Here is a 22137-nt window from a genome sequence, read left to right as displayed (position 1 = left end):
TGCCTGCCATCGGCATCGCGCGCAGTGCGGGGCAGGGGGTTTCCTCAACCGGCCGTCACCAAACCGGCCGCTATAATCATCATTCCCGGGACCTGGCAATACCATGAGCGACAGTTTTCAACTCGTCTCGCCGTATTCACCGGCGGGCGACCAGCCCAACGCCATCGCGAAGCTGACCGATAATTTTGAAGCGGGCATCGCCAAGCAGACGCTGCTGGGCGTGACCGGTTCGGGCAAGACCTACACCATCGCCAACGTCATCCAGAACGTGCAGAAGCCGACGCTGATCATGGCACCGAACAAGACGCTGGCGGCGCAGCTGTACGGTGAGTTCAAGGCGTTCTTCCCGCACAACGCGGTGGAGTACTTCGTCAGCTATTACGACTACTACCAGCCCGAAGCCTACGTGCCGTCGTCGGACACCTTCATCGAGAAGGACAGTTCGATCAACGAGCACATCGAGCAGATGCGCCTGGCGGCGACCAAGACGCTGCTGTCGCGTCCGGACGCGATCGTGGTGGCCACCGTGTCGGCCATCTACGGCCTGGGCGCGCCGGAGGACTACCTGTCGCTGCGCCTGATCCTGTCCAAGGGCGAGCGCATCGAGCAGCGCGACCTGATCAACCACCTGACCCAGCTGCAGTACACGCGCAACGAGTACGAGCTGCAGCGCGGTACGTTCCGCGTGCGTGGCGAGGTGATCGACGTGTTCCCGGCCGAATCGGACAGCGAAGCCCTGCGCATCGAACTGTTCGATGGCGAGGTCGAGAAGATCACCATGTTCGATCCGCTCACCGGCGAGACGATCCGCAACATGCAGCGCTTCACCGTCTACCCGAAGACCCACTACGCCACCACGCGCGAGCGTGTGCTGGCCGCGGTGGAGACCATCAAGGTGGAGCTGAAGGAGCGCCTGGAACAGCTGTACGCGGAAAACAAGCTGGTCGAGGCGCAGCGGCTGGCCCAGCGCACCCAGTTCGACATCGAGATGATGGCCGAGGTTGGCTTCTGCAACGGCATCGAGAACTACTCGCGGCACCTGACCGGCAAGAACGCCGGCGAACCACCACCGACCCTGTTCGATTACCTGCCACCGGACGCGCTGCTGGTCATCGACGAATCGCACGTGACCATTCCGCAGATCGGCGCGATGTTCAAGGGCGACCGCTCGCGCAAGGAGACCCTGGTCGAGTTCGGTTTCCGCTTGCCGTCGGCGCTGGACAATCGTCCGCTGCGCTTCGAGGAGTGGGAAGCGCGCTGCCCGCGTGCGATCTACGTGTCTGCAACGCCTGGGCCGTACGAGTACCGGGAGGCCGGTGAGGAGATCACCGAACTGGTGGTGCGCCCGACTGGCCTGATCGACCCGGTGGTCGAGATCCGCCCGGTCGGTACGCAGGTTGATGACCTGATGAGCGAGGCCAACGAGCGCATCAAGGCCGGCGACCGCGTGCTGGTCACCACGCTGACCAAGCGCATGGCCGAAAACCTGACCGAGTACCTCACCGAACATGGCATCCGCGTGCGCTACCTGCACTCGGACGTGGATACGGTCGAGCGCGTGGAGATCATCCGCGACCTGCGCCTGGGCAAGTTCGACGTGCTGGTGGGCATCAACCTGCTGCGCGAGGGCCTGGACATGCCCGAGGTCTCGCTGGTGGCGATCCTGGATGCGGACAAGGAGGGCTTCCTGCGCTCCACCGGCTCGCTGATCCAGACCATTGGTCGCGCTGCGCGAAATGTGCGCGGCAAGGCCATCCTGTACGCGGACAAGATCACCCGCTCGATGCAGGCAGCGATCGACGAGACCGACCGCCGCCGTGCCAAGCAGGTGGAGTACAACGAGGAGCACGGCATCGTGCCGCGCTCGGTGGCCCGGCCGATCGTGGACGTGCTGGAAGGCGCGCGTTCGGACGCGGCCGAGAAGGAGTCCCGCAAGGGCAAGGGCAAGGGCAGGGCGGTGGCCGAGGATGCGGCCGATTACCGGTCGATGTCGCCGGCCCAGCTGGCCACCCGGCTCAAGGCGCTGGAGCAGCAGATGTACCAGCACGCCAAGGACCTGGAGTTCGAAGATGCCGCCCGCGTGCGTGACCAGATCCGGCAGCTGAAGGAGGCCAGCCTCGGCTGAACACGGCAGCGCAGCAATCTTCACAAAAGTGTTGCGCTTGCCCGTCGTCATCCGTAATATACGCGGCCTGCACCGACGCAATCGCGGAAATGCAGAAGCAAAACGGGCGGTTAGCTCAGCGGTAGAGCACTACCTTGACATGGTAGGGGTCACAGGTTCGAACCCTGTACCGCCCACCACGAAGTCCCTTCCAGAGGGGCTGTCGTGACCTGAAAAGCCCGGCCCTGGCGCCGGGTTTTTACGTAGCAAGGCCAGCCTTCGGGCGGCAGGAACAAGATGGGCGGTTAGCTCAGCGGTAGAGCACTACCTTGACATGGTAGGGGTCACAGGTTCGAACCCTGTACCGCCCACCACCTGGCTCCCGGCATTACCGGTGAAGCGGTGGAAACAGGAAAGCCGGCCCGATGGGTCGGCTTTTTTGTTGCATGGCGTCCGCTCCTCAGAACTGGATCATGCTGCACATCCGCACCGGTCGTTCGCTGCGCACCAGGCCCTTGTCCGCACGGCACTGGCGCACGCGCTCCTCGGCCTTGCTGCGGCAGTCCGGGCACAGCGCGGCCAGCGCGCTGTCCTTGCCCTGCGCGGTCGTGCAGACGCGCTCGACGTGGGCGACGCGTGCCTCGCTCGCGCGCTCCGGCGAAACGGTCTCGCCCATGGCATTGACGAAGCGATAGTCCGCGAACGGCTGCGGCAGCGCGCATTCCTGGCGGGTGTTTCCCACATATGCGGCCTCCAGCTGCCGACGCAGCTGCGCACCCTGCCGATCACAATCGGCCGCCAGGGAACGCGATGCGGCAGGCGACAGCTGGGGGTGCACGTAGACCGGGCGGGTGCGGATCTCGCTGCCGAACGGGCAGCAGGCCGCAAGCAGCACGACGGCGACCAGCAGCATCAGGTGGGCAACGGTCCGGGTGTTCATGGCGCATCCTTTCGACAGGGCACCATGCTGTCACCGGGCGTGCCGCTCAGGATGAATCGCGGCTGGCGATCAGTGTGCGGCCGGTGTGCCGACACTGAAGCGATGACGCAGCTGCCAGTGGCCCTCGACCTGGTGCGCGATGCCCAATGCGTGAAACCTTCCACCTTCGGCGCGTTCCCAGCGCAGCACGCTGTCCTGGCGCAGGCGCAGCTGCAGGCAGAGGTCGTCCTTGCTGGCCGGGGCCAGTCCGGTGGCAGGCGCCTGGCCGGCCTCCACGCCGCCGGTGCCGACGCTGGACAGGACCGCGTGCAACAGCAGCAGGGCAAGCATCGGCATGGCGCGGTGCTCCGGACAGGGGAGCCCAGCGTGTCACCGGGGCAGGCGGACCGGAACCGGCATGCGACGAAGCCGGGAAATGCGCGTGCCAAGGGCTGGCAGCGCGGATGAATCCGGGCGCTGGCGGCCTGATCCGCGCGGGAGGGGCCTTGCGGCGTGGGTGGGTCGTGCCGCGACGCTCAGGCCGCGGCGTATACCTGGCGCAGGTTGCGCAGCGTCGACTGGCGATGGGCCGTGGCGCAGGGCTCGTCCATCTCCAGTTCCTGCAGCCGCAGGCCGACCAGGGTCATCGACAGCGCATAACCGCGGGCGGCGTCGGCCACGCGCGACAGGCCAAGGGCGTGGCGCACCAGTGCGTCGATGTGCGCCTGGTCCGGCATCAGGCCGAGATAGGCGCGCTCGGCACTGTCCAGGTCAGGTGCCCGCAGGATCGCGTGCGCATCGGTGGGGAAGGAAACGGAGGCCATGGGGGTGTCCTTGTCCGTTGCAGCGCGCTCGATCAGAACGAGCGCATCAGGGAGATGAAAGCGGAGTTCTGCGCGCCGCGGCGGGCCATCGGGCTGTCCTTGACCGCATCGCCGAACCACTGGCTGGCGACCACGCCGGTGGCACGCCATTTCGTGCCCAGCGGTGTGCTCACCGCGATCTGCAGGCCTGGCGACGTGGCGCTGCCCGGCGCATAGGCGGCCAGGCCCGACCGCAGCGCTTCCTCGTCGCTGATGCCGTAGTAGTAGTCGAGCAGGCGAGCACTGCTGTGCACCACGCCCACGCGCGGCACCCAGGTGAAGCGGCCGGCCTGGATGGGATAGCTGTAGTACAGGCTCGATTCGAGGCCGCCACCGTGGCCGCTGACCTCGCGCTTGACGCTGGCCGACAGTGCGCCCCAGCCGGCGCTGTACTCGGCGCTGACGCCGGCCATCGCCGACATCTGCCGGCTGTGCAGGCGGCGCAGCTGCGCATCGTTCACGTCATCGGTCTTGAAGCGCAGCGTGTACGGCGTGACCACCGCAGATACGCGCAGGCCCTCGTCCTTGAACAGGTACATGCCCAGCGAACCGGGGCTGGCGTAGAAGCGCTTGCCCTGCCATGCCAGTGCCGGCACCACCAGCGGCTTGTCATCGTAGTGCGCATAGGCACCGGTGGTCGCGCCGAAGGTGATGCCGGCCTGCACGCCCGGTGCCTGTTCCTGGGCCTTGGCCAGCAGCGGCGTGGAGAGAACGACGGTGCACAGCAGGGGGCGCAGCAGGGTACGGGACATCGGGAGCATCGAGGGGCACTTTGCAGGGAACCGCGTTGCATCCTGACGGCACAACATTGTCGGAACATTGCGCCCCGGCAATGTCCGCGCAAAGGCCTCCGAGGTGCCCGCAGGCACTATCATCGGCAGCGTTTCCGGTAGCCGAGCCAACGATGCGCATCCTCCTGGTGGAAGACGATCCCGACCTCTCCCGTGCCCTGCAGTCCGGGCTGGAGCGCCAGGGCGTGGTCGCCGATGTGGTCGGCAGCCTGGCCGAAGCGGCGCTGGCCCTGCGCGAACCCGTGCACCAGCTGCTGCTGCTCGACCGTCAGCTGCCCGACGGCGATGGCGCCGGTTTCGTCGCCACCGCGCGTGCACTGCGGCCGAACCTGGCGGTGATCATGCTGACCGCCAAGGGCACGCTGTCGGACAAGGTCGAAGGACTCGATGTCGGCGCCGACGACTACCTGGTCAAGCCGGTGGCGATCGAGGAACTGATGGCGCGGATCCGCGCGGTGTCGCGGCGGCCGTCGGCGATGGTCACCCCTAGCCTGCGGCTGGGAAACTTCGAGTTCGACTTCGAATCGCTGCAGGCGCAGGTGGGCGGCCAGCTGCTGGCCCTGCCGAGGCGGCAGGTGCTGGTGCTGCAGGCGCTGGCGATGCGGCAGGGGCGAACGGTCACCCGCAGCGCGCTGGAGGCGGCGGTGTACGGCTTCGACGATGAGATCCAGTCCAACGCACTGGATGCGCATATCTCCAAGCTGCGCAAGGCGCTGCAGCAGGCGGGTGCGGGCGTGGAGATCCATGTCATCCGTGGCGTCGGCTACCTGCTGGCGGAGACCTGAGATGGCCAGGCAGATCCGTTCGATCACCCTTGGCCTGGCGTGGCGCCTGTTCCTGGCACAGGCATTCACCGTGTTGTTCGCCGTGGTGGCGCTGATCCTGACCTGGGGTGACAAGGAATCCTGGGGCATGGACATGTTCACCGCCGAGGACGTGGCCAAGGCGGTGCACAGCCAGGGCGCGCACCTCGTGCTCGACGAGCCGCGCTGGCAGGCGTTGAACGAGCGCGCCGGTGGCAACCTGTGGTTCGTGGCCGTCGATGACCGTGGCCTCTGGCTGGAGCGCGGCAAGGTGCCTGCGCTGCACGCGCCGCTGCTGGCACGTCTGCCGGCACTGGGTGCCACTGAAGTCGGATCGCTGGTGCCGCCCTATCTGGATGTCGCGCGGGTGATGGTGCGCAACGAGGACGGCCGCCGCATCACTGTGATGGCCGGTGGCGCACCCAAGGGCGGGCTGGTGGATGGCGCGCTGATGGTGCTGCGGCTGATCGGCTTCTGGTTCTTCCTGCCGCTGATCGTGGTCACCCTGCTGGTGATGCCGACGGTCATCCATCGTGCAATGCGCGGTGTGCGCAGGCTGGCGCAGCAGGCCAAGGAGCTGGACATCGGCCAGCCCGGCGCGCGCCTCGACGAACAACTGGTGTCCACCGAGGTCGCGCCGCTGGTGGGGGCCTTCAACGATGCCATCGACAAGGTGCAGCAGGGCTACGCTGCACGCGACAAGTTCCTCGCCGATGCCGCGCATGAACTGCGCGTGCCGATCGCGGTGGTGCAGGCACGGCTGTCGCAGCTGCCGCAGGGCGAACTGAAATCGCAGCTGCTGACCGACGTCGCGCGGCTGGGCAACGTTGCCGAGCATCTGCTCGACCTGCAGCGCCTGGACCGCAACGTCAGCGCGCTGCAGCGGGTGGACCTGGCCCACGTGGTGCGCGAATCGGCGGCCGAGCTGGCGCCGCTGGTGGTCGGCGCGGGGTACGGCTTCGAAGTGGATGCACCGGATGAACCGGTATGGATCCAGGGGGATGGCCTGGCACTGGGCCGGGTGATGGCCAACCTCGTGCACAACGCCATCGTCCACGGTGGCGGCCGCGGCATCATCTGCGTGCGCCTGGACGCGCAGGGCCTGCTGGAGATCAGTGACCAGGGCGCGGGCGTGCCGGTGGGCGACCGCGAGGCAATCTTCGAACCCTTCCATCGCCTGCGCGCTGCCGGCAGTGGCAGTGGCCTGGGCCTGCATCTGGTCAAGGAAATCGTGCAGCACCACGGGGGCACTGTCAGCGTGGCCGAAGCGGTCGGCGGCGGCGCCAGCTTCCGGGTCAACTTCCACCGCGCCACCGTGCGCCGCTGAGGTCGCCCACAGCAACGCGCGGGCTTGCCTGATAGGCAGGCCAGGCGCCGCGCGGCGACGCTGCGCCGATGCGTACCGTTGCCGTGGTTGCACCCCTGCTGGGCCCCGCCTGCGCCGCCGCCCTGGTGCTGGGTGCGCTGGTGTGCGTGCTGTTGCCGGCGCTGCCGCCGCGCTGGCTGTGCATCAGCCTGGTGCTGCTGGCCCTGCCGGGCTGGGCATGGCGGTGGCGCGGACGGGTGCTGGCCGCGGCCGTATTCGGCCTGGCCTGGGCCAGCTGCCACGGGCACGTGGCCCTGCAACAGCAGGTGCCTGCCTCGGCAACGGCGCAGGATGTCCTGGTGCGTGGCCGTATCGTCGAGTTGCCGCAGGTGCGCAGCGACCACAGTCGTTTCCTGTTCGATGTGGCCGAGGCCGAAGGGGCGCCAGCGCTGCAGGGGCGGCGCCTGCAGGTCAGCTGGCATGATCCGCGCCGTGCGGGGGCCGTCGATCCGCTGCGCCGCACGCTGCGTGCCGGCGCGCATTGGGAGCTGCCGTTGCGCGTGCGGCCGCCGCGCTCGCGGATCAATCCCGGCGGCTTCGATGGCGAGCGCCACGCGCTGCTGCAGGGCCTGGCCGGCAGCGCCAGCGTGCGTGTGCCTGGAGGCGCGCGCCAGCTGCGTGCCGCGCACGGCCTGGCCGCATGGCGCGAGCGCTGCAGCGCCGCCATTGCCGTGCAGGTGCGCAGTCCCTCGGCGCGATTCGTGCAGGCCCTGGCGCTGGGCGATACCCGTGGCCTGACCGATACCGACTGGGAGCAGCTGCGCGCGCTGGGCCTGACCCATCTGATCGCGATCTCCGGCTTCCATGTCGGTCTGGTTGCTGGTTTTGCTGCCCTGCTGTGCGCGGGCCTGTGGTGGCTGTGCCCGGCACTGGCACGTGCCTGGCCGCGCCCACAGGCCGCCGCCTGCGCCGCCGCATTGGCCGCTGCGGGCTATACGCTGCTGGCGGGCAGCGAGCTGCCCACCGTGCGAACCGCGCTGATGATCGCTGCCGTGGCGCTGGCACGCGCCAGCCGGCGGCCATTGGGCACGGCGCCAGCGCTGTCGTTGGCGGCGGCGGTGATGCTGCTGCCGGCGCCGCTGGCGGTGCTTTCGGCAGGGTTCTGGCTGAGTTTCGGCGGTGTGCTGTGGCTGCTGTGGTGCCTGCCGCAGCGCCCGCCGGCTGGCATCGGCGGCATGCTGCGCGCGGCGCTGGCCGGGCAGGGCGTGGCCAGCGTGGCGTTGCTGCCGCTGGCGGTGGTGCTGTTCGGCGGCACGTCGTGGCTGGGGCCACTGCTGAACCTGCCGGTCATTCCCTGGTGGAGCCTGCTGGTGGTGCCGCTGGCCCTGCTCGGCACCGGCCTGCAGGCGCTGCATGAGGGGGCGGGCGCGTGGCCGTGGCGCGCGGCGGCCTGGTTGTTCGATCTCAGTTGGGGGCTGCTGCAGCCCGTGGCGCAGCACCCGAAGGCGATGTGGTGGCTGCCGCAGGCGCCCGGCTGGGCGCTGCCGGCGGCCCTGGCGGGGGTGTTCTGGTGGCTGCTGCCGCGTGGCGCCGGAGGGGGGCTGGCGGGCGCGCTGCTGTGCCTGCCCCTGTTGTGGCCGGCCGTGCCCGGGCCGCGGCACGGCGAACTGGAGCTGCTGGTGCACGACGTGGGGCAGGGTGCGGCGGTGCTGCTGCGCACAGCCACGCATGCGCTCTGGTACGACGCCGGGCCACCCGCCGGCGAGGGCCAGGATCGCGTCCTGCTGCCGGCCGTGCGCGCACTGGGGCAGGCGCCGCCGGTGCAGCTGCTGCTCAGCCACGATCATCTCGACCACGCCGGCGCTCTGCCGGCCCTGCGCGGCGCACTGCCGGACCTGCAGGTGCTGGCCCCGCCGGGCAGCCCGGTCAAGGGCGCCCGGCCCTGCACCCAGGGCCTGCGCTGGCAGTGGGATGGGGTGGACTTCCAGGTGCTGCACCCGCCGCCCGATGGCAGCGAGCATGACAACGAGGCCAGTTGCGTGTTGCGGGTGGCCAGTGCGCACGGGGTGATCCTGCTGCCCGGTGACATCGGCCGCCGGGCCGAACAGCAGCTGCTGCAGGCCGGACCTGCGGCACTGCGCGCCGATGTGGTGCTGGTGCCGCACCATGGCAGTGGCGGCAGCTCGACGGCGGCCTGGGTGGCGGCGGTGAAGCCCCGGCTGGCGGTGGTTTCGGCCGGCCACCAGAACCGCTTCGGCCACCCGAAACGTGACGTAGTGCTGCGCTGGCAGGCGGTGGGGGCGGAGGTGCTGAACACGGCCGAGTCCGGCGCCATCCGCGCATGGCTTGGCGCACAAGGGCTGCAGGTGCGTGAACAGCGTATCCACGCGGCCCGGTGGTGGGATGCCGCTGGGCGGGCGCGGTCGGCTGCTATCCTATCGCCGATCGAACAAGCGGCCGTTGGGCCGGAGGGTTGAAACGTGTGGGAACTGGTCAAGGCCGGTGGCTGGCCGATGGTGCCGCTGCTGCTGTTGGGCGTACTGGCTTTGGCGATCGTCCTGGAGCGTTTCTGGTCCCTGCGGCGCAATGAGGTGCTGCCGCCTGGCCTCGGCCAGGAAGTGCGCAACTGGGCCGCACGCGGCAAGCTCGACCCGGCGCACCTGCAGACCCTGCGGGCCAATTCGCCGCTGGGCGCGCTGCTGGCCGCCGCACTGGAAGCCCGCAACCGCCCGCGTGACCAGATCCGCGAGCGCATCGAGGACACCGGTCGCCACCTGGTCCACCGCATGGAGCGCTTCCTCAATGCGCTGGGCACCATTGCCTCGGCGGGCCCGCTGCTCGGCCTGCTGGGCACGGTCATCGGCATGATCCAGATGTTCCTGGGCATCCTCGACCACGGCGTGGGCGATGTGAACCAGCTGGCCGGCGGCATCGGCAAGGCTCTGGTGTGTACTGCCACCGGCATGATCGTGGCCATCCCGGCGCTGATGTTCCACCGCTTCTTCAAGGGCCGGATCCATGGCTACGTGGTGGAGATGGAACAGGAAGCCAGCGCATTGCTGGACACGCTGGACGGTCGCCCGGGGGTGATGAACCCGGCACCGGCCCCGCGTGCCGCCGCCCCTGCCACGGCCAAGGCCTGATCGATGCGCATCGGCAACGACCGATCCCAGGATGAGCCGCATATCGATCTGGTTCCGCTGATCGACGTCATCCTGGTGCTGATCATCTTCTTCGTGGTCACAACCACATTCGACGCGCGCTCGACGCTGCAGGTGCAGCTGCCGACCGCCAGCGACCAGCAGACCAGCGAAGCGCCGCGTTCGCTCAGCGTGCTGATCAACGCCGATGGCCGCTACTTCGTCAACGACCAGGAAGTGCTGCGCACCGACGTGGAGTCGGTCAAGCAGACCATCGCGTCGGTGGCCGGCAGCGACCGCCAGCAGACCGTGCTGCTGCGCGCCGACGCGCGCACTCCCTACCAGGCCGTGGTCACCGCGCAGGATGCGCTGGGCCAGCTCGGCTTCCGCCGTATCGCAATCGCAACAGCGCCAGAGGTGCGTCCATGAGTTCCAATCACGCGCCGGTGTGGCCGATCTACAAACGCCTGCTCGGCTACACCCGGGCCTACTGGGTGTTCATGGTGGCCGCCGTCATCGCGATGGTGGTCGAGGCCCTGGCCGGCTACCACTTCACCAAGCTGATGGAGCCGCTGGTCAACGACGGCTTCGTCGACCCGCAGCCGCGCGCCGCGGTGGTGCTGCCGCTGACCATCCTCGGCCTGTTCCTGATGCGCAGCCTGGCCACCTGGGTCAGCGACTACACGCTGGCCAAGACCGGCCGCAGCGTGGTGCGTGACCTGCGCGAACAGGTCCTGGACAAGTACCTGCACCTGCCGTCCTCGCACTTCGATACCGAAGCGACGCCGGTGATGGTCAGCCGCCTGAACTTCGATACCGAGCAGGTCACCCAGGCCAGTGCGGATGCACTGAAGACCATGGTGGCCGACACCCTGACCATCATCGCCATGCTGGTGGTGATGCTGCAGATGAGCGTCAAGGTGACACTGGCCATGCTGCTGGTGGTGCCGCTGATCGGCGCCATCGTGTCCTACGTGGGCAAGCGCTACCGGCGCATCAGCCGCGGTATCCAGGATGGCATGGGTACCATGGCGCAGACCGCCGAGCAGTCGCTGGCCGCCCAGCAGGAAGTGAAGGTGCACGGCACCCAGCAGCACGAGATCAGTCGCTATTCGCGCCTGGCCAACCGCATGCTGGCGCTGAACATGAAGGTCGAGGTGACGCGCGCGGCCGCCTCCAGCGTGGTCCAGTTCCTGGCTGCGCTGGCGCTGGCGGTCATCGTCTGGGTGTCCACCCGCGAAGCGCTGGCCGGCAAGCTCAACGCCGGCCAGTTCATGGGCCTGATGACCTCGATGATGGCCATCATTCCCTCGCTGCGCCGCCTGACCAGCGTGCAGACCTCGATCTCGCGTGGCGTGGCCGCCGCCGAGCGCCTGTTCGGCATCATCGACATGCCGGTCGAGCGCGACGCCGGCCGCACGCCGCTGCAGCGCGCCCGCGGTGAGCTGGCCTTCGAGCACGTCATGCTGCGCTACCGCGCCGACAGTGGCATCGCCCTGGATGACATCAGCTTCGTCGCGAAACCCGGTACGGTCACCGCCATCGTCGGTCGTTCCGGCAGCGGCAAGACCAGCCTGATCCGCCTGGTGCCGCGCTTCTACGAGCCCAGCGGCGGCCTCATCACCCTGGATGGCGTGGCCCTGGACGACTACGCACTGGCTGACCTGCGCCGCCAGGTGGCCATGGTCGGGCAGAAGGTCATGCTGTTCGACGACACCATCGCCGCCAACATCGCCTATGGCATGGAAGCGACCGAGGAGCAGATCCGTGCGGCGGCCGAGGCGGCCAATGCCTGGGAGTTCATCGCACGCATGCCGCAGCAGCTGCAGACCCCGGTGGGCGAGAACGGTGCGCTGCTGTCCGGTGGCCAGCGCCAGCGCCTGGCGATCGCCCGCGCGATCCTGCGCGATGCGCCGATCCTGATCCTGGATGAGGCCACCGCGGCGCTGGACAACGAATCCGAACGCCTGGTGCAGGACGCCCTGCAGCGCCTGATGCCCGAGCGCACCACGCTGGTGATCGCGCACCGCCTGTCCACCATCGAACACGCCGACCAGGTGCTGGTGATGGACCACGGCCGCATCGTCGAGCGTGGCACCCACAAGGAACTGCTGGAGATGGGTGGCCTGTACCAGCACCTGCACAGCATGCAGTTCCGCGAAAGGCAGGACTGATGGCAGGCAAGGGTACGCAGACCCCGCCGTACTGGTACGACGGCAGCCCGGTTCCATTGCCGATGCGGCTGCTGGCGCCGGTCTACGCCGGCGTGGCCGCCCTGCGCCGGCGCCTGTACCGCAGGGGCTGGTTCAAGCGCCATGCGCTGCCGGTGCCGGTCATCGTGGTCGGCAACATCACTGCTGGTGGCACCGGCAAGACGCCGCTGACCATTGCCCTGGTCGAGCGCCTGCGCGCAGCCGGCTGGAAGCCGGGCGTGGCCAGCCGCGGCTACGGCCGCGAAGAGGCGGACAAGGCGCGCTGGGTCGAAGCCGATACGCCGACCGCGCTGGGCGGTGACGAGCCGGTGCTGATCGCGTGGAAGACCGGCGTGCCGGTGCGCGTGGACAGCGACCGCGTGGCCGCCGGCAAGGCGCTGATCGCGGCCGGCTGCGATGTCATCGTCTGCGATGATGGCCTGCAGCACTACCGCCTGCAGCGCGACATCGAGATCGAAGTCATCGATGCGCAGCGTCGCTACGGCAATGGCCGGATGATCCCCGCAGGGCCGCTGCGCGAGCCGGTCAGCCGCGCCGACGAATGTGATTTCCGCGTGGTCAACCTCGGCCAGGCCGATGAAGCCACCGCCGCCCAGGCCTGCGGCTTCGGCCAGTGGCCGATGGCCCTGCACATCGACAGCGCGCAGCCGCTGCCCGGTGGCCGGCCGCGACCGCTGGCGTACTTCGCCGGCCAGCGCGTGCATGCCGTGGCCGGCATCGCCAACCCGCAGCGCTTCTTCGACATGCTGCGCGCGCGCGGCATCGGGGTGGTGCCGCATGCCTTCGCCGACCACCAGGTCTACCAGCCGCAGGACCTGTCCTTCGGCAGCCAGTTGCCGGTACTGATGACCGAAAAGGATGCGGTGAAGTGCCGCGCCTTCGGCAATGACTGGCACTACGCGGTGCCGCTGCGCGCCGAGCTGCCGGCCGCCTTCTGGGTGGCGCTGACCGACCGCCTGGACAAGCTGCGCCCGAACTGAGCGGCCGCGCGGCGCTTGCAATCGCCTGCCGCCGGCCGCATTCCTGCTGTATCGCGCCTGCCGAGTACCGCCCGCATGACTGAATTCGTCGTCGCCATCCCGGCCCGCTATGCCGCCTCGCGGCTGCCGGGCAAACCGCTCCGCCTGCTGGGCGGCGAGCCGCTGGTGCTGCACGTGGCGCGCCGCGCGCTGCTGGCCGGTGCCCGCGAAGTCTGGGTGGCCACCGATGACACGCGCATCGCCGATGCGCTGGATGGCCTGGCCGAGGTGAACGTGGCGATGACCGCGGTCAGCCACGCGTCCGGTACCGACCGCCTGGCCGAGTGCGCGCGCATCGCTGGCTGGTGCGACGAAACGGTGGTGGTCAACCTGCAGGGCGATGAGCCGTTCGCCCCGGCAGCCGGCATCCGTGCGGTGGCGGAGGCGCTGGTCGAAGGCGATGCGCCGATGTCGACCCTGGCCACGACCGTCGAGGATGCCCACACCCTGTTCGACCCGAACGTGGTCAAGCTGGTGCGCAACGTGCGCAACGAGGCGATGTATTTCAGCCGCGCGCCGATCGCCTGGCATCGCGATGGCTTCGCACGCAGCCGCGAGGCCCTGCCGGAAGGGCATCGCTGGCTGCGCCACATCGGCATCTACGGCTATCGCGCCGGCTTCCTGCAGCAGTTCGCGGCGATGCCGCCGGGTCAGCTCGAGCAGGTCGAGGCGCTGGAACAGCTGCGCGTGCTGGAAGCCGGTTTCCCGATCAGCGTGGCGATCTCGCCCGAAGCCTTCCCGCCGGGCATCGATACGCCCGAAGACCTCGCCCGTGCCGAGGCCCTGCTGCAGTCCATGGCTGCGCGATGAACCTGCTGGTGGTCTGCCTGGGCAACATCTGCCGCTCGCCGATGGCCGAGGGCGCGCTGCGTGCCCGCCTGCAGGCCTCGCCGCTGGCCGGCCGGGTGCAGGTCGATTCGGCTGGCACCGGCGACTGGCATGTGGGTGAGCCGCCTGACCGGCGCGCCATCGCCTGCGCGGCCGGCCATGGCGTGGACATCGCCGGCCTGCGGGCGCGCCAGCTGCAGCCCGGGGATTTTGAGCGCTTCGACTGGATCCTGTGTGCGGACGAAACCAACCTGCGCGACGCCGCGCGGCTGGCCACGGCCGCCCAGCGCGGGCGCCTGTCGCTGTACCTGCCATGGTCGGGCGGGCAGGGCGCGCAGGCGATCCCTGATCCGTATACCGGCGGCAAGGACCATTTCGAGCAGGTCTGGGCGATGGTCGACCAGGCGGCGCAGCGTGCCGTGGCACGACTGTTGCATGACGCCGACTCCGGCATAATCAGGCCATGAACGCACAGCCTGTCCAGGACCTGCCCGAGTTTGCCACCTGGCTCAATGCCGCCCCCTGCACCCTGACCGAACTGCGCGGCCGGCCGGTCGCGCTGCTGTTCGTCAATGCCGCATCGGCCTGGAGCATGCAGCGGTTGGCCGAGTTCGGCCAATGGCTGTCACGCAACCCCGGGCGCCTGCAGCCACTGGTCCTGCACGTGCCGCGCTTTGATTTCGAGCGCGACGCCGGCGCGGCCTTGAAGCTGCTGCGCAGGCAGGGCCTGTCGATGCCGGCACTGCTGGATGCCGACTGGGATGGCTGGCGCCGCTTCGGCGTGACGTCCTGGCCGACCGTCATCCTGCTTGACGCGCAGGGCCGCGAGCAGCAGCGCCTGGTTGGCCTGGGCGCGCCGGGTGAGCTGGAGCGTGCCTTGAACGATCTCTGCGAGGGCGCACCGCCGGCGCCGTCGCGGGGCGGCAGCGAACTGCATCCCGAACTGCCTCATCCGCTGCGTTTTCCGGCGGGCCTGGCGGTCAACCGTGATCGCCTGTACATCGCCGACAGTGGCCGCCATCGCATCCTGGAATGCAGCCACGGCGGGCGCGTGCTGCGCCAGTTCGGGCTGGGCACCGCTGATTTCATGGACGGCAACCTGGCCGAAGCCGCGTTCCACCGCCCGCAGGGGCTGGTGCTTGAGCGCGAGTCGCTGTACGTGGCCGACACCGGCAACCACGCGGTGCGGCGGATCAACCTGGCGACCGGCCAGGTCGATACGCTGTGCGGCAATGGCCGCCCCGGCACGCCCGTCGAGGGCCCGGTGGCGCAGCCGCGGCAGGTGGCGCTGGACCATCCGGTCGGCCTGGCCATCGCCGACAACCAGCTGCATATCGCCATGGCTGGCGACAACCGGCTGTGGAGCTTCCACCTGGGCCTGCGCAGCCTGCAATGGCGTGCCGGCAGCGGCGCCATCGACGAGCGCGACGGCAGCGGGCACATGGCCGCCTTCGCCCAGCCGACAGGCCTGGCGGTGGTGCAGCAGGTGCTGTACGTGGCCGATGCGCTGGGATCCTCGATCCGCGCGGTGCAGCTGCGTGGCGATCTCGTGCAGACCCTGGTCGGGCAGGGCACCTGGCGTTTCGGCGCCGAAGACGGCCCGCGCGGGCAGGCCAGCCTGCAGTACCCGCAGGCCATCGCGTTGAGCCCGGACGCACCCGTGCTGTGGATCGCCGACACCGGCAACGGGCGCCTGCGCACCCTGCGCCTGGGCGGCGGCGATCTGGTCACCCAGCCCCTGCCGCGCCGCCTGCATGGCCCGGCGGGCCTGGCGGTGGGCGCCGGTGCGGTGTGGATCGCCGAGACCGACGCGCACGCCGTGCTGCGTTTCGACCCGGACAGCGGCGTGCTCAGCGAAGTGCCGATCAGCGAATGACCGACGTCACCGCCCCGGCCTTCGACGGCAAGGCCTTCGCGGCCCAGTTGAGCACCGCACCCGGCGTCTACCGCATGTATGCGGCTGACGACACCCTGCTGTACGTGGGCAAGGCGCGCGCGCTGCGCAACCGCGTCGGCAGCTACTTCAACGGCAGCCCGAAGAACGCGCGCATCATGTCGATGCTCTCGCAGATCGCGCGCATGGACGTGACCGTCACGCGCTCGGAAGGCGAAGCGCTGCTGCTGGAAAACCAGCTGATCAAATCGCTGTCGCCGCGCTACAACGTGTCCCTGCGCGACGACAAGACCTACCCGCATGTGCTGCTGACCCGCGAGGATTGGCCGCGCATCGCCCTGCACCGCGGCCCGCGCGCCATTCCCGGCCGCTACTTCGGGCCGTACCCGGGCGTTACCGCGGTGCGCGAGACGCTGAACCTGATGCACAAGCTGTTCAAGCTGCGCAGCTGCGAGGACAGCGTGTTCCGCAACCGCTCGCGGCCCTGCCTGCAGTACCAGATCGGCCGCTGCAGCGCGCCCTGCGTGGACCTGGTACCGGCACAGGAATACGCCGAATCGGTGCGCCGCGCCACGCTGTTCCTGGAAGGCAAGAGCGACGAGCTGACCCGCGAGCTGGGCGAGCAGATGCAGGGCGCCAGCGAGGCGCTGGAGTTCGAGCAGGCCGCGCGCCTGCGTGACCTCATCGCTTCGCTGCGCAGCATGCAGACCCGCCAGTACGTGGATGGCCGCGCCGCCGACCTGGACGTGCTGGCGGTTGCCATGCAGGGCACGCAGGCCTGCGTGCTGCTGCTGGCCTTCCGCGATGGACGCAACCTCGGCACCCGCCCGTTCTTCCCGCGTACCAATGGCGAGGACAGCCCGGAAGAGGTGCTGGCCGCGTTCGTGTCGCAGTACTACATCGAATTCGAGCCGCCGCGCGAGATCCTGCTGGACCGGCAGATTCCCGACGCCGACCTGCTGGTGGCCGCACTCTCTGCCTCGGCCGAGCGCAAGGTGCAGCTGAAGTGGAACGTGCGTGGCGAGCGCGCCGGCTACCTGGAGCTGGCCAGCCGCAACGCGCAGCTGACCCTGGCCACAGAACTGAACAGCCGCAACGCGCAGCACGCGCGCAGCGAGGCCCTGCGCGAGATGCTGGGCCTGGCCGAGCCGGTCAAGCGGGTGGAGTGCTTCGATATCAGCCACACCATGGGCGAAGCCACCGTGGCCTCGTGCGTGGTATTCGATGCCGCCGGCCCGGTGCGTGCGCAGTACCGCCGTTTCAACATCAGCGGCATCGAGCCCGGCGATGATTACGCCGCCATGCACCAGGCCATCGACCGCCGTTTCCGCCGTGCGGTGGAAGAGCAGGGCGTGCTGCCCGACGTGCTGCTGATCGACGGTGGCGCCGGCCAGCTGGCCCAGGCACAGGCCGCCCTGGCCGACCTGGGCGTGGAAGGGGTACTGCTGGTGGGCGTGGCCAAGGGCGTGGAGCGCCGTGCCGGCCACGAAGCGCTGGTGATGCCCGATGGCCGCGAGCTGCGCCCGGGCGCGGCCAATCCTGCGCTGCAGTTCATCCAGCAGGTGCGCGACGAAGCGCACCGCTTCGCCATCACCGGCCACCGCGGCCGCCGGCAGAAGGCCCGCATGACCAGCAAGCTGGAAGACATCCCCGGCATCGGCCCGCGCCGGCGTGCCAGCCTGCTCAAGCATTTCGGCGGCCTGGTCGGCCTGAAAGCCGCCGGTGAAGCGGAAATCGCCAAGGTCGAAGGCATCAATGATGCCCTCGCCGCACGCATCTACGCTAACCTGCACGGGTTGGCCACGCCTGACCCGGCCGAGTAGAGAGAGAAGCAAGCCGCATGAAGTTGACCCTGCCCACCTGGCTGACGTTGTTGCGGATCGTGATGATCCCGGTGCTGGTGCTGGTGTTCTACCTGCCCTACACCTGGACCAATTTCGCATCCGCGGCGATCTTCGGCCTGGCCGCCATCACCGACTGGCTCGATGGCTGGATCGCGCGGCGGTACAAGCTGGAATCGGCGTTCGGCGCCTTCCTCGATCCGGTGGCGGACAAGCTGATGGTGGCCGTGGCGCTGTTCCTGATCGTGCAGGGCCACCCGACGCCGTGGATGGCGTTCTGGGCGGCGGTGATCGTTGGCCGCGAAATCGCGGTGTCGGCGCTGCGCGAGTGGATGGCCGAGCTGGGCCAGCGCGCCAAGGTGCGCGTGGCGATGATCGGCAAGGTCAAGACCACCGCGCAGATGGTTGCGCTGCTGTGCCTGCTGTATTCGGTGGCGCCGAACGTGCCGGTCAACGACATCTGGATGGGCCCGCCGGTGTTCCATATCGGCGACTGGACCCTGGCCATCGCCGCGGTGCTGACCCTTTGGTCGGGCCTGCAGTACCTGCATGCCGCCTGGCCGAGCCTGCGCGAAGACGAGCGTGCCGCGCGCGAGCGTTCGCGGCAGAAGAAGCTGGGTAACTGACCTCCGGGGTCGGATCCCTTTCCGCAGGAAAGGGCTCTGACCCGGCGGTTGAAATTCCCCTGAAAAATAGTGCTTGACGCGCTCCCCAGAACAGGTAGAATTTCGCCTCCCAAGCGGGAATAGCTCAGTTGGTAGAGCGCAACCTTGCCAAGGTTGAGGTCGCGAGTTCGAGTCTCGTTTCCCGCTCCAGATTCAAGAAAAACGCTCCCGCAAGGGAGCGTTTTTCGTTGTGTGGTTACGCCGCCCTCAATCCCCGTCCTGTGCCGACGTCCGCGAACGCATGCCGGTGATGCGTGCTTCCTCGCGTGCCACCTGGCGGTCGGCAAACCACTCCTGCACGTCGCCTGCAAAGCTCGCCGGGCGCCCTTTGCCCTGCACGCCTTCGGCAATCGAGGCCAGGCTGGAACGCGCCAGTTCCTCGCGCATGGCCTTCTGTGCATTGATCATCACCGCGTGGATGCCGCACACCCCGCGGTTGGCCCAGCGCGGCGGCGCGCCGTCGAACAGCGCGCAGCGCCCGCGGATCTCCTGGCAATCGAACAGCGCCTTCTGTCCCTCCACCGCATCGACGACATCCAGCACGCTGATGTCTTCAGGCGCGCGCGCCAACTGGTAACCACCGCGGATGCCGCCGGTGGACTCGACGATGCCGGCCTTTTCCAGCTTGGGGAAGATCTTGGCCATGAAGGCCGCCGGCACGCCCTGCAGTTCGGCAAGGTCGCGGCTGCTGGGGCGCTGCTCCAGCGGCGGGACCAGCCAGAGCAGGCAGTGAAGGGCGTACTCGACGCCCGTTCCAATGTGGGCCATGGGAGAGGTCCAGAAAAATATAACGCGGACTATAGAGGCCTGAGTTACCCGCGGCAAGCGCATGAAGCGCCGTCCAGTGCATTGATTTCATTGGCGTTACGCCTGCGCAAGGGGCGTGTGGGGTTGCCCGCTGTCCTGAACGGAGGCCGCCACCGCGCTTGCGCGACATAACGCGGACTCATATGATCCGCGTTATGTGGTGCGCCGGCGCAGCACATCCCCGTACCCCTGCCGCCTGCGCATCGGGCTGCATGACCCCTCGTTTCCCAGAAGGATTTCTTTCCGTGTCCCAACGCATTCTTGTCATCGGCGCTGGCTTTGCCGGCATGTGGAGCGCGCTCGCCGCCGCCCGTCTTCTCGATCAGGCCGCCCGCCGTGATGTTGAGATCGTGCTGGTTGCACCGTCCCCTGAACTGCATGTGCGCCCGCGCCTGTACGAGAAGGGGCCCGAGCGCATGAAGGCGCCGCTGCAGGCGATCTTCGATGCGGTGGGCGTCCGTTACCTTGCCGGCCGCGTCGAGCACATCGACGTGGCCCGCCAGCAGGTGCAGGTGGTGGACGCGGTGGCCGATGCCGCAGTGCAGACGCTGCACTACGACCGCCTGGTGCTTGCTGCCGGCAGCCGCCTGAACTGCCCGCCGATTCCCGGCCTGCAGCAGCATGCGTTCAACGTCGACCAGATCGCCGATGCAGCGCGCCTGCAGGCGCACCTGCAGGGCCTCGGCGAGCGTGCGCAGAGCGCGGCGCGCAACACGGTGGTGATTGCCGGCGCAGGCTTCACCGGCATCGAAACCGCAGCCGAAATGCCGGCGCGCCTGCGCGACGTGCTGGGTGCCGATGCTGCAGTGGACGTCATCATGGTCGAGCGTGCCGATGCGTTGGGTCCCGACCTGGGCGAAGGCCCGCGGCCGGTCATCACCCAGGCCCTGACCGAGCTGGGCGTGTCCTGGCGGCTGGGTTCGGGCGTGGCCAAGGTGGATGCGGATGGCGTGACGCTGGAAAATGGTGAGCGGATCGACGCCGCGACCGTCATCTGGACTGCCGGTGCACGTGCCAGCGCGCTGACCGCGCAGATCCCCGGCCAGCACGACGCTGTGGGTCGCCTGCACGTGGACCGCACCCTGAAGGCAAAGGGCGTCGACGCGGTGTTCGCCACCGGCGACTGCGCGCATGCTGCCACCGACGACGACGGCAACGTCGCGATGATGTCCTGCCAGCACGCGATGAACCTCGGGCGCTCCGCTGGCCACAACGCTGCAGCCGATCTGATTGGTGGTGCGTTGATCCCCTATGCACAGCCCAAGTACGTGACCTGCCTGGATCTGGGCCCGTGGGGTGCCGTCTACACCGAAGGTTGGGACCGCCAGGTGGTGCTGTCCGGTGCTGAAGCCAAGGCGCTCAAGACCCGCATCAACACCGAATGGATCTATCCGCCCACGGGTGAGCGTGCGGAGATCCTGGCGTCGGCCGACCCGCTGCGGATCGTGGTTGCCTGATGTCGCAGTGAGCTGCCGAGTGCAACGCCCGCGCCAACGGGCGTTGCGCTTCCGGTGCGTTGCGCGCCGTGCAGCGCTTCATCCCCACTTCACCGGCACTCCATCGCCCCGCCACGCGCGCAGGCCACGCTGCGTCTTCGTTCCCCTATGGCGATGCTGCGATGCCCCACATGTCCTCCGCCTACGACCACGATGTAGTCATCGTCGGCGCAAGCTTTGCAGGTGCGGCCTGTGCATTGGCCGCAGCGCAGTACGGTCTTCGCGTCTGCGTGCTTGAACGCAAGGCAGACCCCGGCGAGCGCCTGCACACCACCGGCATCGTGGTGAAGGAGGCGATGGAGCAGACCTGGCTGGGCCACATTCCCGAGCACCTGGTGCAGCGCGTCGCGCGCGTGCGCCTGTATGCGCCCAACCTGCGCAGCGTGCAGCTGCAGGCGCCGGGCTACTACTTCCTCACCACTGACACCCCGAACCTGATGCGCTGGCTCGCTGCCGAGCTGCGTGCCAGTGGTGTCGATCTGCGCCTGCAGCAGTCCTTCCGCCAGGCCGAAGTCGATGGCGATGGCTGGCAGGTGGAGGGGGCAGGGCGGTGTGCCTATCTGGTCGGTGCCGATGGCGCCCGTTCGCGCGTGGCCCGGCGCACCGGCCTGGGCAAGGTGCGCGACCACCTCCATGGGGTCGAGCGTGAGTTCGACGGGCTGCAGCTGGAGCAGGGCGATGCGCTGCATTGTTTCGTCAGCAGGCGCTATGCACCGGGCTACATCGGTTGGGTCGCACAGAATCCCACGGGCGTGCAGGTCGGGCTCGCCCTGCGCCATCAGCCGATGCAGGCGCGGGTGGCCGAGATCGATGACTTCATCGAACACGTGCGCGACATCGTGGGCATCGCGCCTTCATTGCAGCCATCGTCCACCCGTGCCGGACTGGTGCCCTGCGGCCTGCCTGACGGCCCGATCACCGGCCATCGGGTGATCCTCACCGGCGATGCGGCCGGCATCGTCTCGCCGCTGTCGGCCGGCGGCATCCACTCATCGTGGCGGCACGGCTGGGCGGTCGGTGATGCCATCGGCCGGCACCTGCGTGGCAAAGGGCCGCCCGCCGAGCAGGTAGCGCGCCGGGTGGCACCCACCTTCCGCCGCAAGCGCCTGCTGCGCTGGGCGATGGACCACCTGCAGCAGGACTGGCCGGTCAACGCGCTGCTGCGCACGGCGACGATGCGGCGCGTCGCCGAGCAGATCTACTTCCACCAGCGCGGGGTGCGGGCCTGACTGCCAAGCTGAACGACGCGATGCAGGCGACCCGTAAAATCCGGTTGACGCCGTGCAGCAATATCGACACAATAGCGCTCCTTCGACGCAGGTCGAACGGAATCTGCGGGAATAGCTCAGTTGGTAGAGCGCAACCTTGCCAAGGTTGAGGTCGCGAGTTCGAGTCTCGTTTCCCGCTCCAGATCAGGAAGAACGCTCCCGCAAGGGGGCGTTTTTCGT

Annotated in this window: 20 protein-coding genes and 4 tRNA genes; 19 read left to right on the top strand and 5 right to left on the bottom strand. The window is 68.8% G+C overall.

What is annotated here, in order from left to right:
- Positions 1-103: 103 nt before the first annotated feature.
- From uvrB to AC3WL7_RS00880, 3 genes are all read left to right on the top strand, one after another.
- Complete coding sequence (gene uvrB, locus AC3WL7_RS00890) at positions 104-2125, top strand: excinuclease ABC subunit UvrB (protein WP_200732018.1); 2022 nt, start codon at positions 104-106, stop codon at positions 2123-2125.
- A gap of 104 nt (positions 2126-2229) precedes the next feature.
- Positions 2230-2304: transfer RNA gene (locus AC3WL7_RS00885), tRNA-Val, on the top strand.
- A gap of 99 nt (positions 2305-2403) precedes the next feature.
- Positions 2404-2478, top strand: a tRNA-Val gene (locus AC3WL7_RS00880).
- Between the two features lie 86 nt (positions 2479-2564).
- Here the strand turns inward: AC3WL7_RS00880 and AC3WL7_RS00875 are convergent.
- The 4 genes from AC3WL7_RS00875 to AC3WL7_RS00860 form a co-directional block, all read right to left on the bottom strand.
- Positions 2565-3044 (bottom strand): hypothetical protein, encoded by a 480-nt coding sequence (locus AC3WL7_RS00875; RefSeq protein ID WP_492749011.1) that lies wholly within the window; start codon positions 3042-3044, stop codon positions 2565-2567.
- Positions 3045-3113: 69 nt separating this feature from the next.
- Positions 3114-3380 (bottom strand): hypothetical protein, encoded by a 267-nt coding sequence (locus AC3WL7_RS00870; RefSeq protein ID WP_492749009.1) that lies wholly within the window; start codon positions 3378-3380, stop codon positions 3114-3116.
- A gap of 179 nt (positions 3381-3559) precedes the next feature.
- Positions 3560-3847: a hypothetical protein gene (locus tag AC3WL7_RS00865; RefSeq protein ID WP_079221374.1), complete on the bottom strand. Its 288-nt coding sequence runs from the start codon at positions 3845-3847 to the stop codon at positions 3560-3562.
- A gap of 32 nt (positions 3848-3879) precedes the next feature.
- Positions 3880-4647, bottom strand: coding sequence for a MipA/OmpV family protein (locus AC3WL7_RS00860; protein ID WP_492749007.1), 768 nt, complete (start codon positions 4645-4647; stop codon positions 3880-3882).
- Positions 4648-4790: 143 nt separating this feature from the next.
- Between AC3WL7_RS00860 and AC3WL7_RS00855 the strand changes: the two genes are divergently transcribed.
- The 13 genes from AC3WL7_RS00855 (at position 4791) to AC3WL7_RS00795 (ending at position 18536) form a co-directional block, all read left to right on the top strand.
- The gene (locus tag AC3WL7_RS00855; protein ID WP_108759602.1) at positions 4791-5462 is read left to right on the top strand and encodes a response regulator transcription factor; all 672 of its coding nucleotides are present in this window, start codon (positions 4791-4793) and stop codon (positions 5460-5462) included.
- Position 5463: 1 nt separating this feature from the next.
- Positions 5464-6807, top strand: a complete 1344-nt coding sequence (locus tag AC3WL7_RS00850; RefSeq protein WP_108746353.1) for a sensor histidine kinase — start codon at positions 5464-5466, stop codon at positions 6805-6807.
- 68 nt (positions 6808-6875) lie between these two features.
- Complete coding sequence (locus AC3WL7_RS00845) at positions 6876-9263, top strand: DNA internalization-related competence protein ComEC/Rec2 (RefSeq protein ID WP_492749003.1); 2388 nt, start codon at positions 6876-6878, stop codon at positions 9261-9263.
- A 3-nt stretch (positions 9264-9266) separates the two neighbouring features.
- Positions 9267-9929: a MotA/TolQ/ExbB proton channel family protein gene (locus AC3WL7_RS00840; protein ID WP_108746355.1), complete on the top strand. Its 663-nt coding sequence runs from the start codon at positions 9267-9269 to the stop codon at positions 9927-9929.
- A 3-nt stretch (positions 9930-9932) separates the two neighbouring features.
- Positions 9933-10355, top strand: a complete 423-nt coding sequence (locus AC3WL7_RS00835) for an ExbD/TolR family protein (protein WP_108759598.1) — start codon at positions 9933-9935, stop codon at positions 10353-10355.
- A complete protein-coding gene (gene msbA / locus AC3WL7_RS00830) occupies positions 10352-12100 on the top strand; it encodes a lipid A export permease/ATP-binding protein MsbA (RefSeq protein WP_079221381.1) in 1749 nt (582 codons plus the stop codon). Before AC3WL7_RS00835 ends, msbA begins: the two co-directional genes overlap by 4 nt.
- The gene (gene lpxK, locus AC3WL7_RS00825) at positions 12100-13119 is read left to right on the top strand and encodes a tetraacyldisaccharide 4'-kinase (RefSeq protein WP_108746356.1); all 1020 of its coding nucleotides are present in this window, start codon (positions 12100-12102) and stop codon (positions 13117-13119) included. Before msbA ends, lpxK begins: the two co-directional genes overlap by 1 nt.
- Before the next feature lie 75 nt (positions 13120-13194).
- Complete coding sequence (kdsB, locus tag AC3WL7_RS00820) at positions 13195-13968, top strand: 3-deoxy-manno-octulosonate cytidylyltransferase (protein WP_079221383.1); 774 nt, start codon at positions 13195-13197, stop codon at positions 13966-13968.
- On the top strand, positions 13965-14453 hold the full coding sequence (locus AC3WL7_RS00815; RefSeq protein ID WP_108746357.1) for a low molecular weight protein-tyrosine-phosphatase: 489 nt from the start codon (positions 13965-13967) through the stop codon (positions 14451-14453). Before kdsB ends, AC3WL7_RS00815 begins: the two co-directional genes overlap by 4 nt.
- Positions 14450-15862 (top strand): hypothetical protein, encoded by a 1413-nt coding sequence (locus AC3WL7_RS00810; protein WP_079221385.1) that lies wholly within the window; start codon positions 14450-14452, stop codon positions 15860-15862. The genes AC3WL7_RS00815 and AC3WL7_RS00810 overlap by 4 nt, the downstream gene beginning before the upstream one ends.
- Complete coding sequence (gene uvrC, locus AC3WL7_RS00805; protein ID WP_079221386.1) at positions 15859-17703, top strand: excinuclease ABC subunit UvrC; 1845 nt, start codon at positions 15859-15861, stop codon at positions 17701-17703. The genes AC3WL7_RS00810 and uvrC overlap by 4 nt, the downstream gene beginning before the upstream one ends.
- Before the next feature lie 17 nt (positions 17704-17720).
- Positions 17721-18347 carry a CDP-diacylglycerol--glycerol-3-phosphate 3-phosphatidyltransferase gene (pgsA, locus tag AC3WL7_RS00800; RefSeq protein ID WP_079221387.1) on the top strand — a complete coding sequence of 209 codons (627 nt, stop codon included), beginning with the start codon at positions 17721-17723 and terminating at the stop codon, positions 18345-18347.
- A gap of 113 nt (positions 18348-18460) precedes the next feature.
- A tRNA-Gly gene (locus AC3WL7_RS00795) sits at positions 18461-18536 on the top strand.
- Between the two features lie 57 nt (positions 18537-18593).
- On the opposite strand, the gene AC3WL7_RS00790 is transcribed toward AC3WL7_RS00795, so the two are convergent.
- Positions 18594-19154: an RrF2 family transcriptional regulator gene (locus AC3WL7_RS00790; RefSeq protein ID WP_295518133.1), complete on the bottom strand. Its 561-nt coding sequence runs from the start codon at positions 19152-19154 to the stop codon at positions 18594-18596.
- Positions 19155-19438: 284 nt separating this feature from the next.
- Here AC3WL7_RS00790 and AC3WL7_RS00785 point away from each other — a divergent pair, with 284 nt between their 5' ends.
- From AC3WL7_RS00785 to AC3WL7_RS00775, 3 genes are all read left to right on the top strand, one after another.
- Entirely contained in the window at positions 19439-20650 is a 1212-nt protein-coding gene (locus AC3WL7_RS00785; protein ID WP_492748995.1) for an NAD(P)/FAD-dependent oxidoreductase, read from the top strand.
- 161 nt (positions 20651-20811) lie between these two features.
- Positions 20812-21918, top strand: a complete 1107-nt coding sequence (locus AC3WL7_RS00780) for an NAD(P)/FAD-dependent oxidoreductase (protein WP_492748993.1) — start codon at positions 20812-20814, stop codon at positions 21916-21918.
- 105 nt (positions 21919-22023) lie between these two features.
- A tRNA-Gly gene (locus AC3WL7_RS00775) sits at positions 22024-22099 on the top strand.
- Positions 22100-22137 lie beyond the last annotated feature (38 nt).

The organism is Stenotrophomonas sp. FW305-3-2-15-E-LB1 (assembly GCF_058787375.1).
The sequence above is the reverse complement of the archived record's forward strand: the minus strand, read 5'-3'. Positions and strand labels throughout refer to the sequence as shown.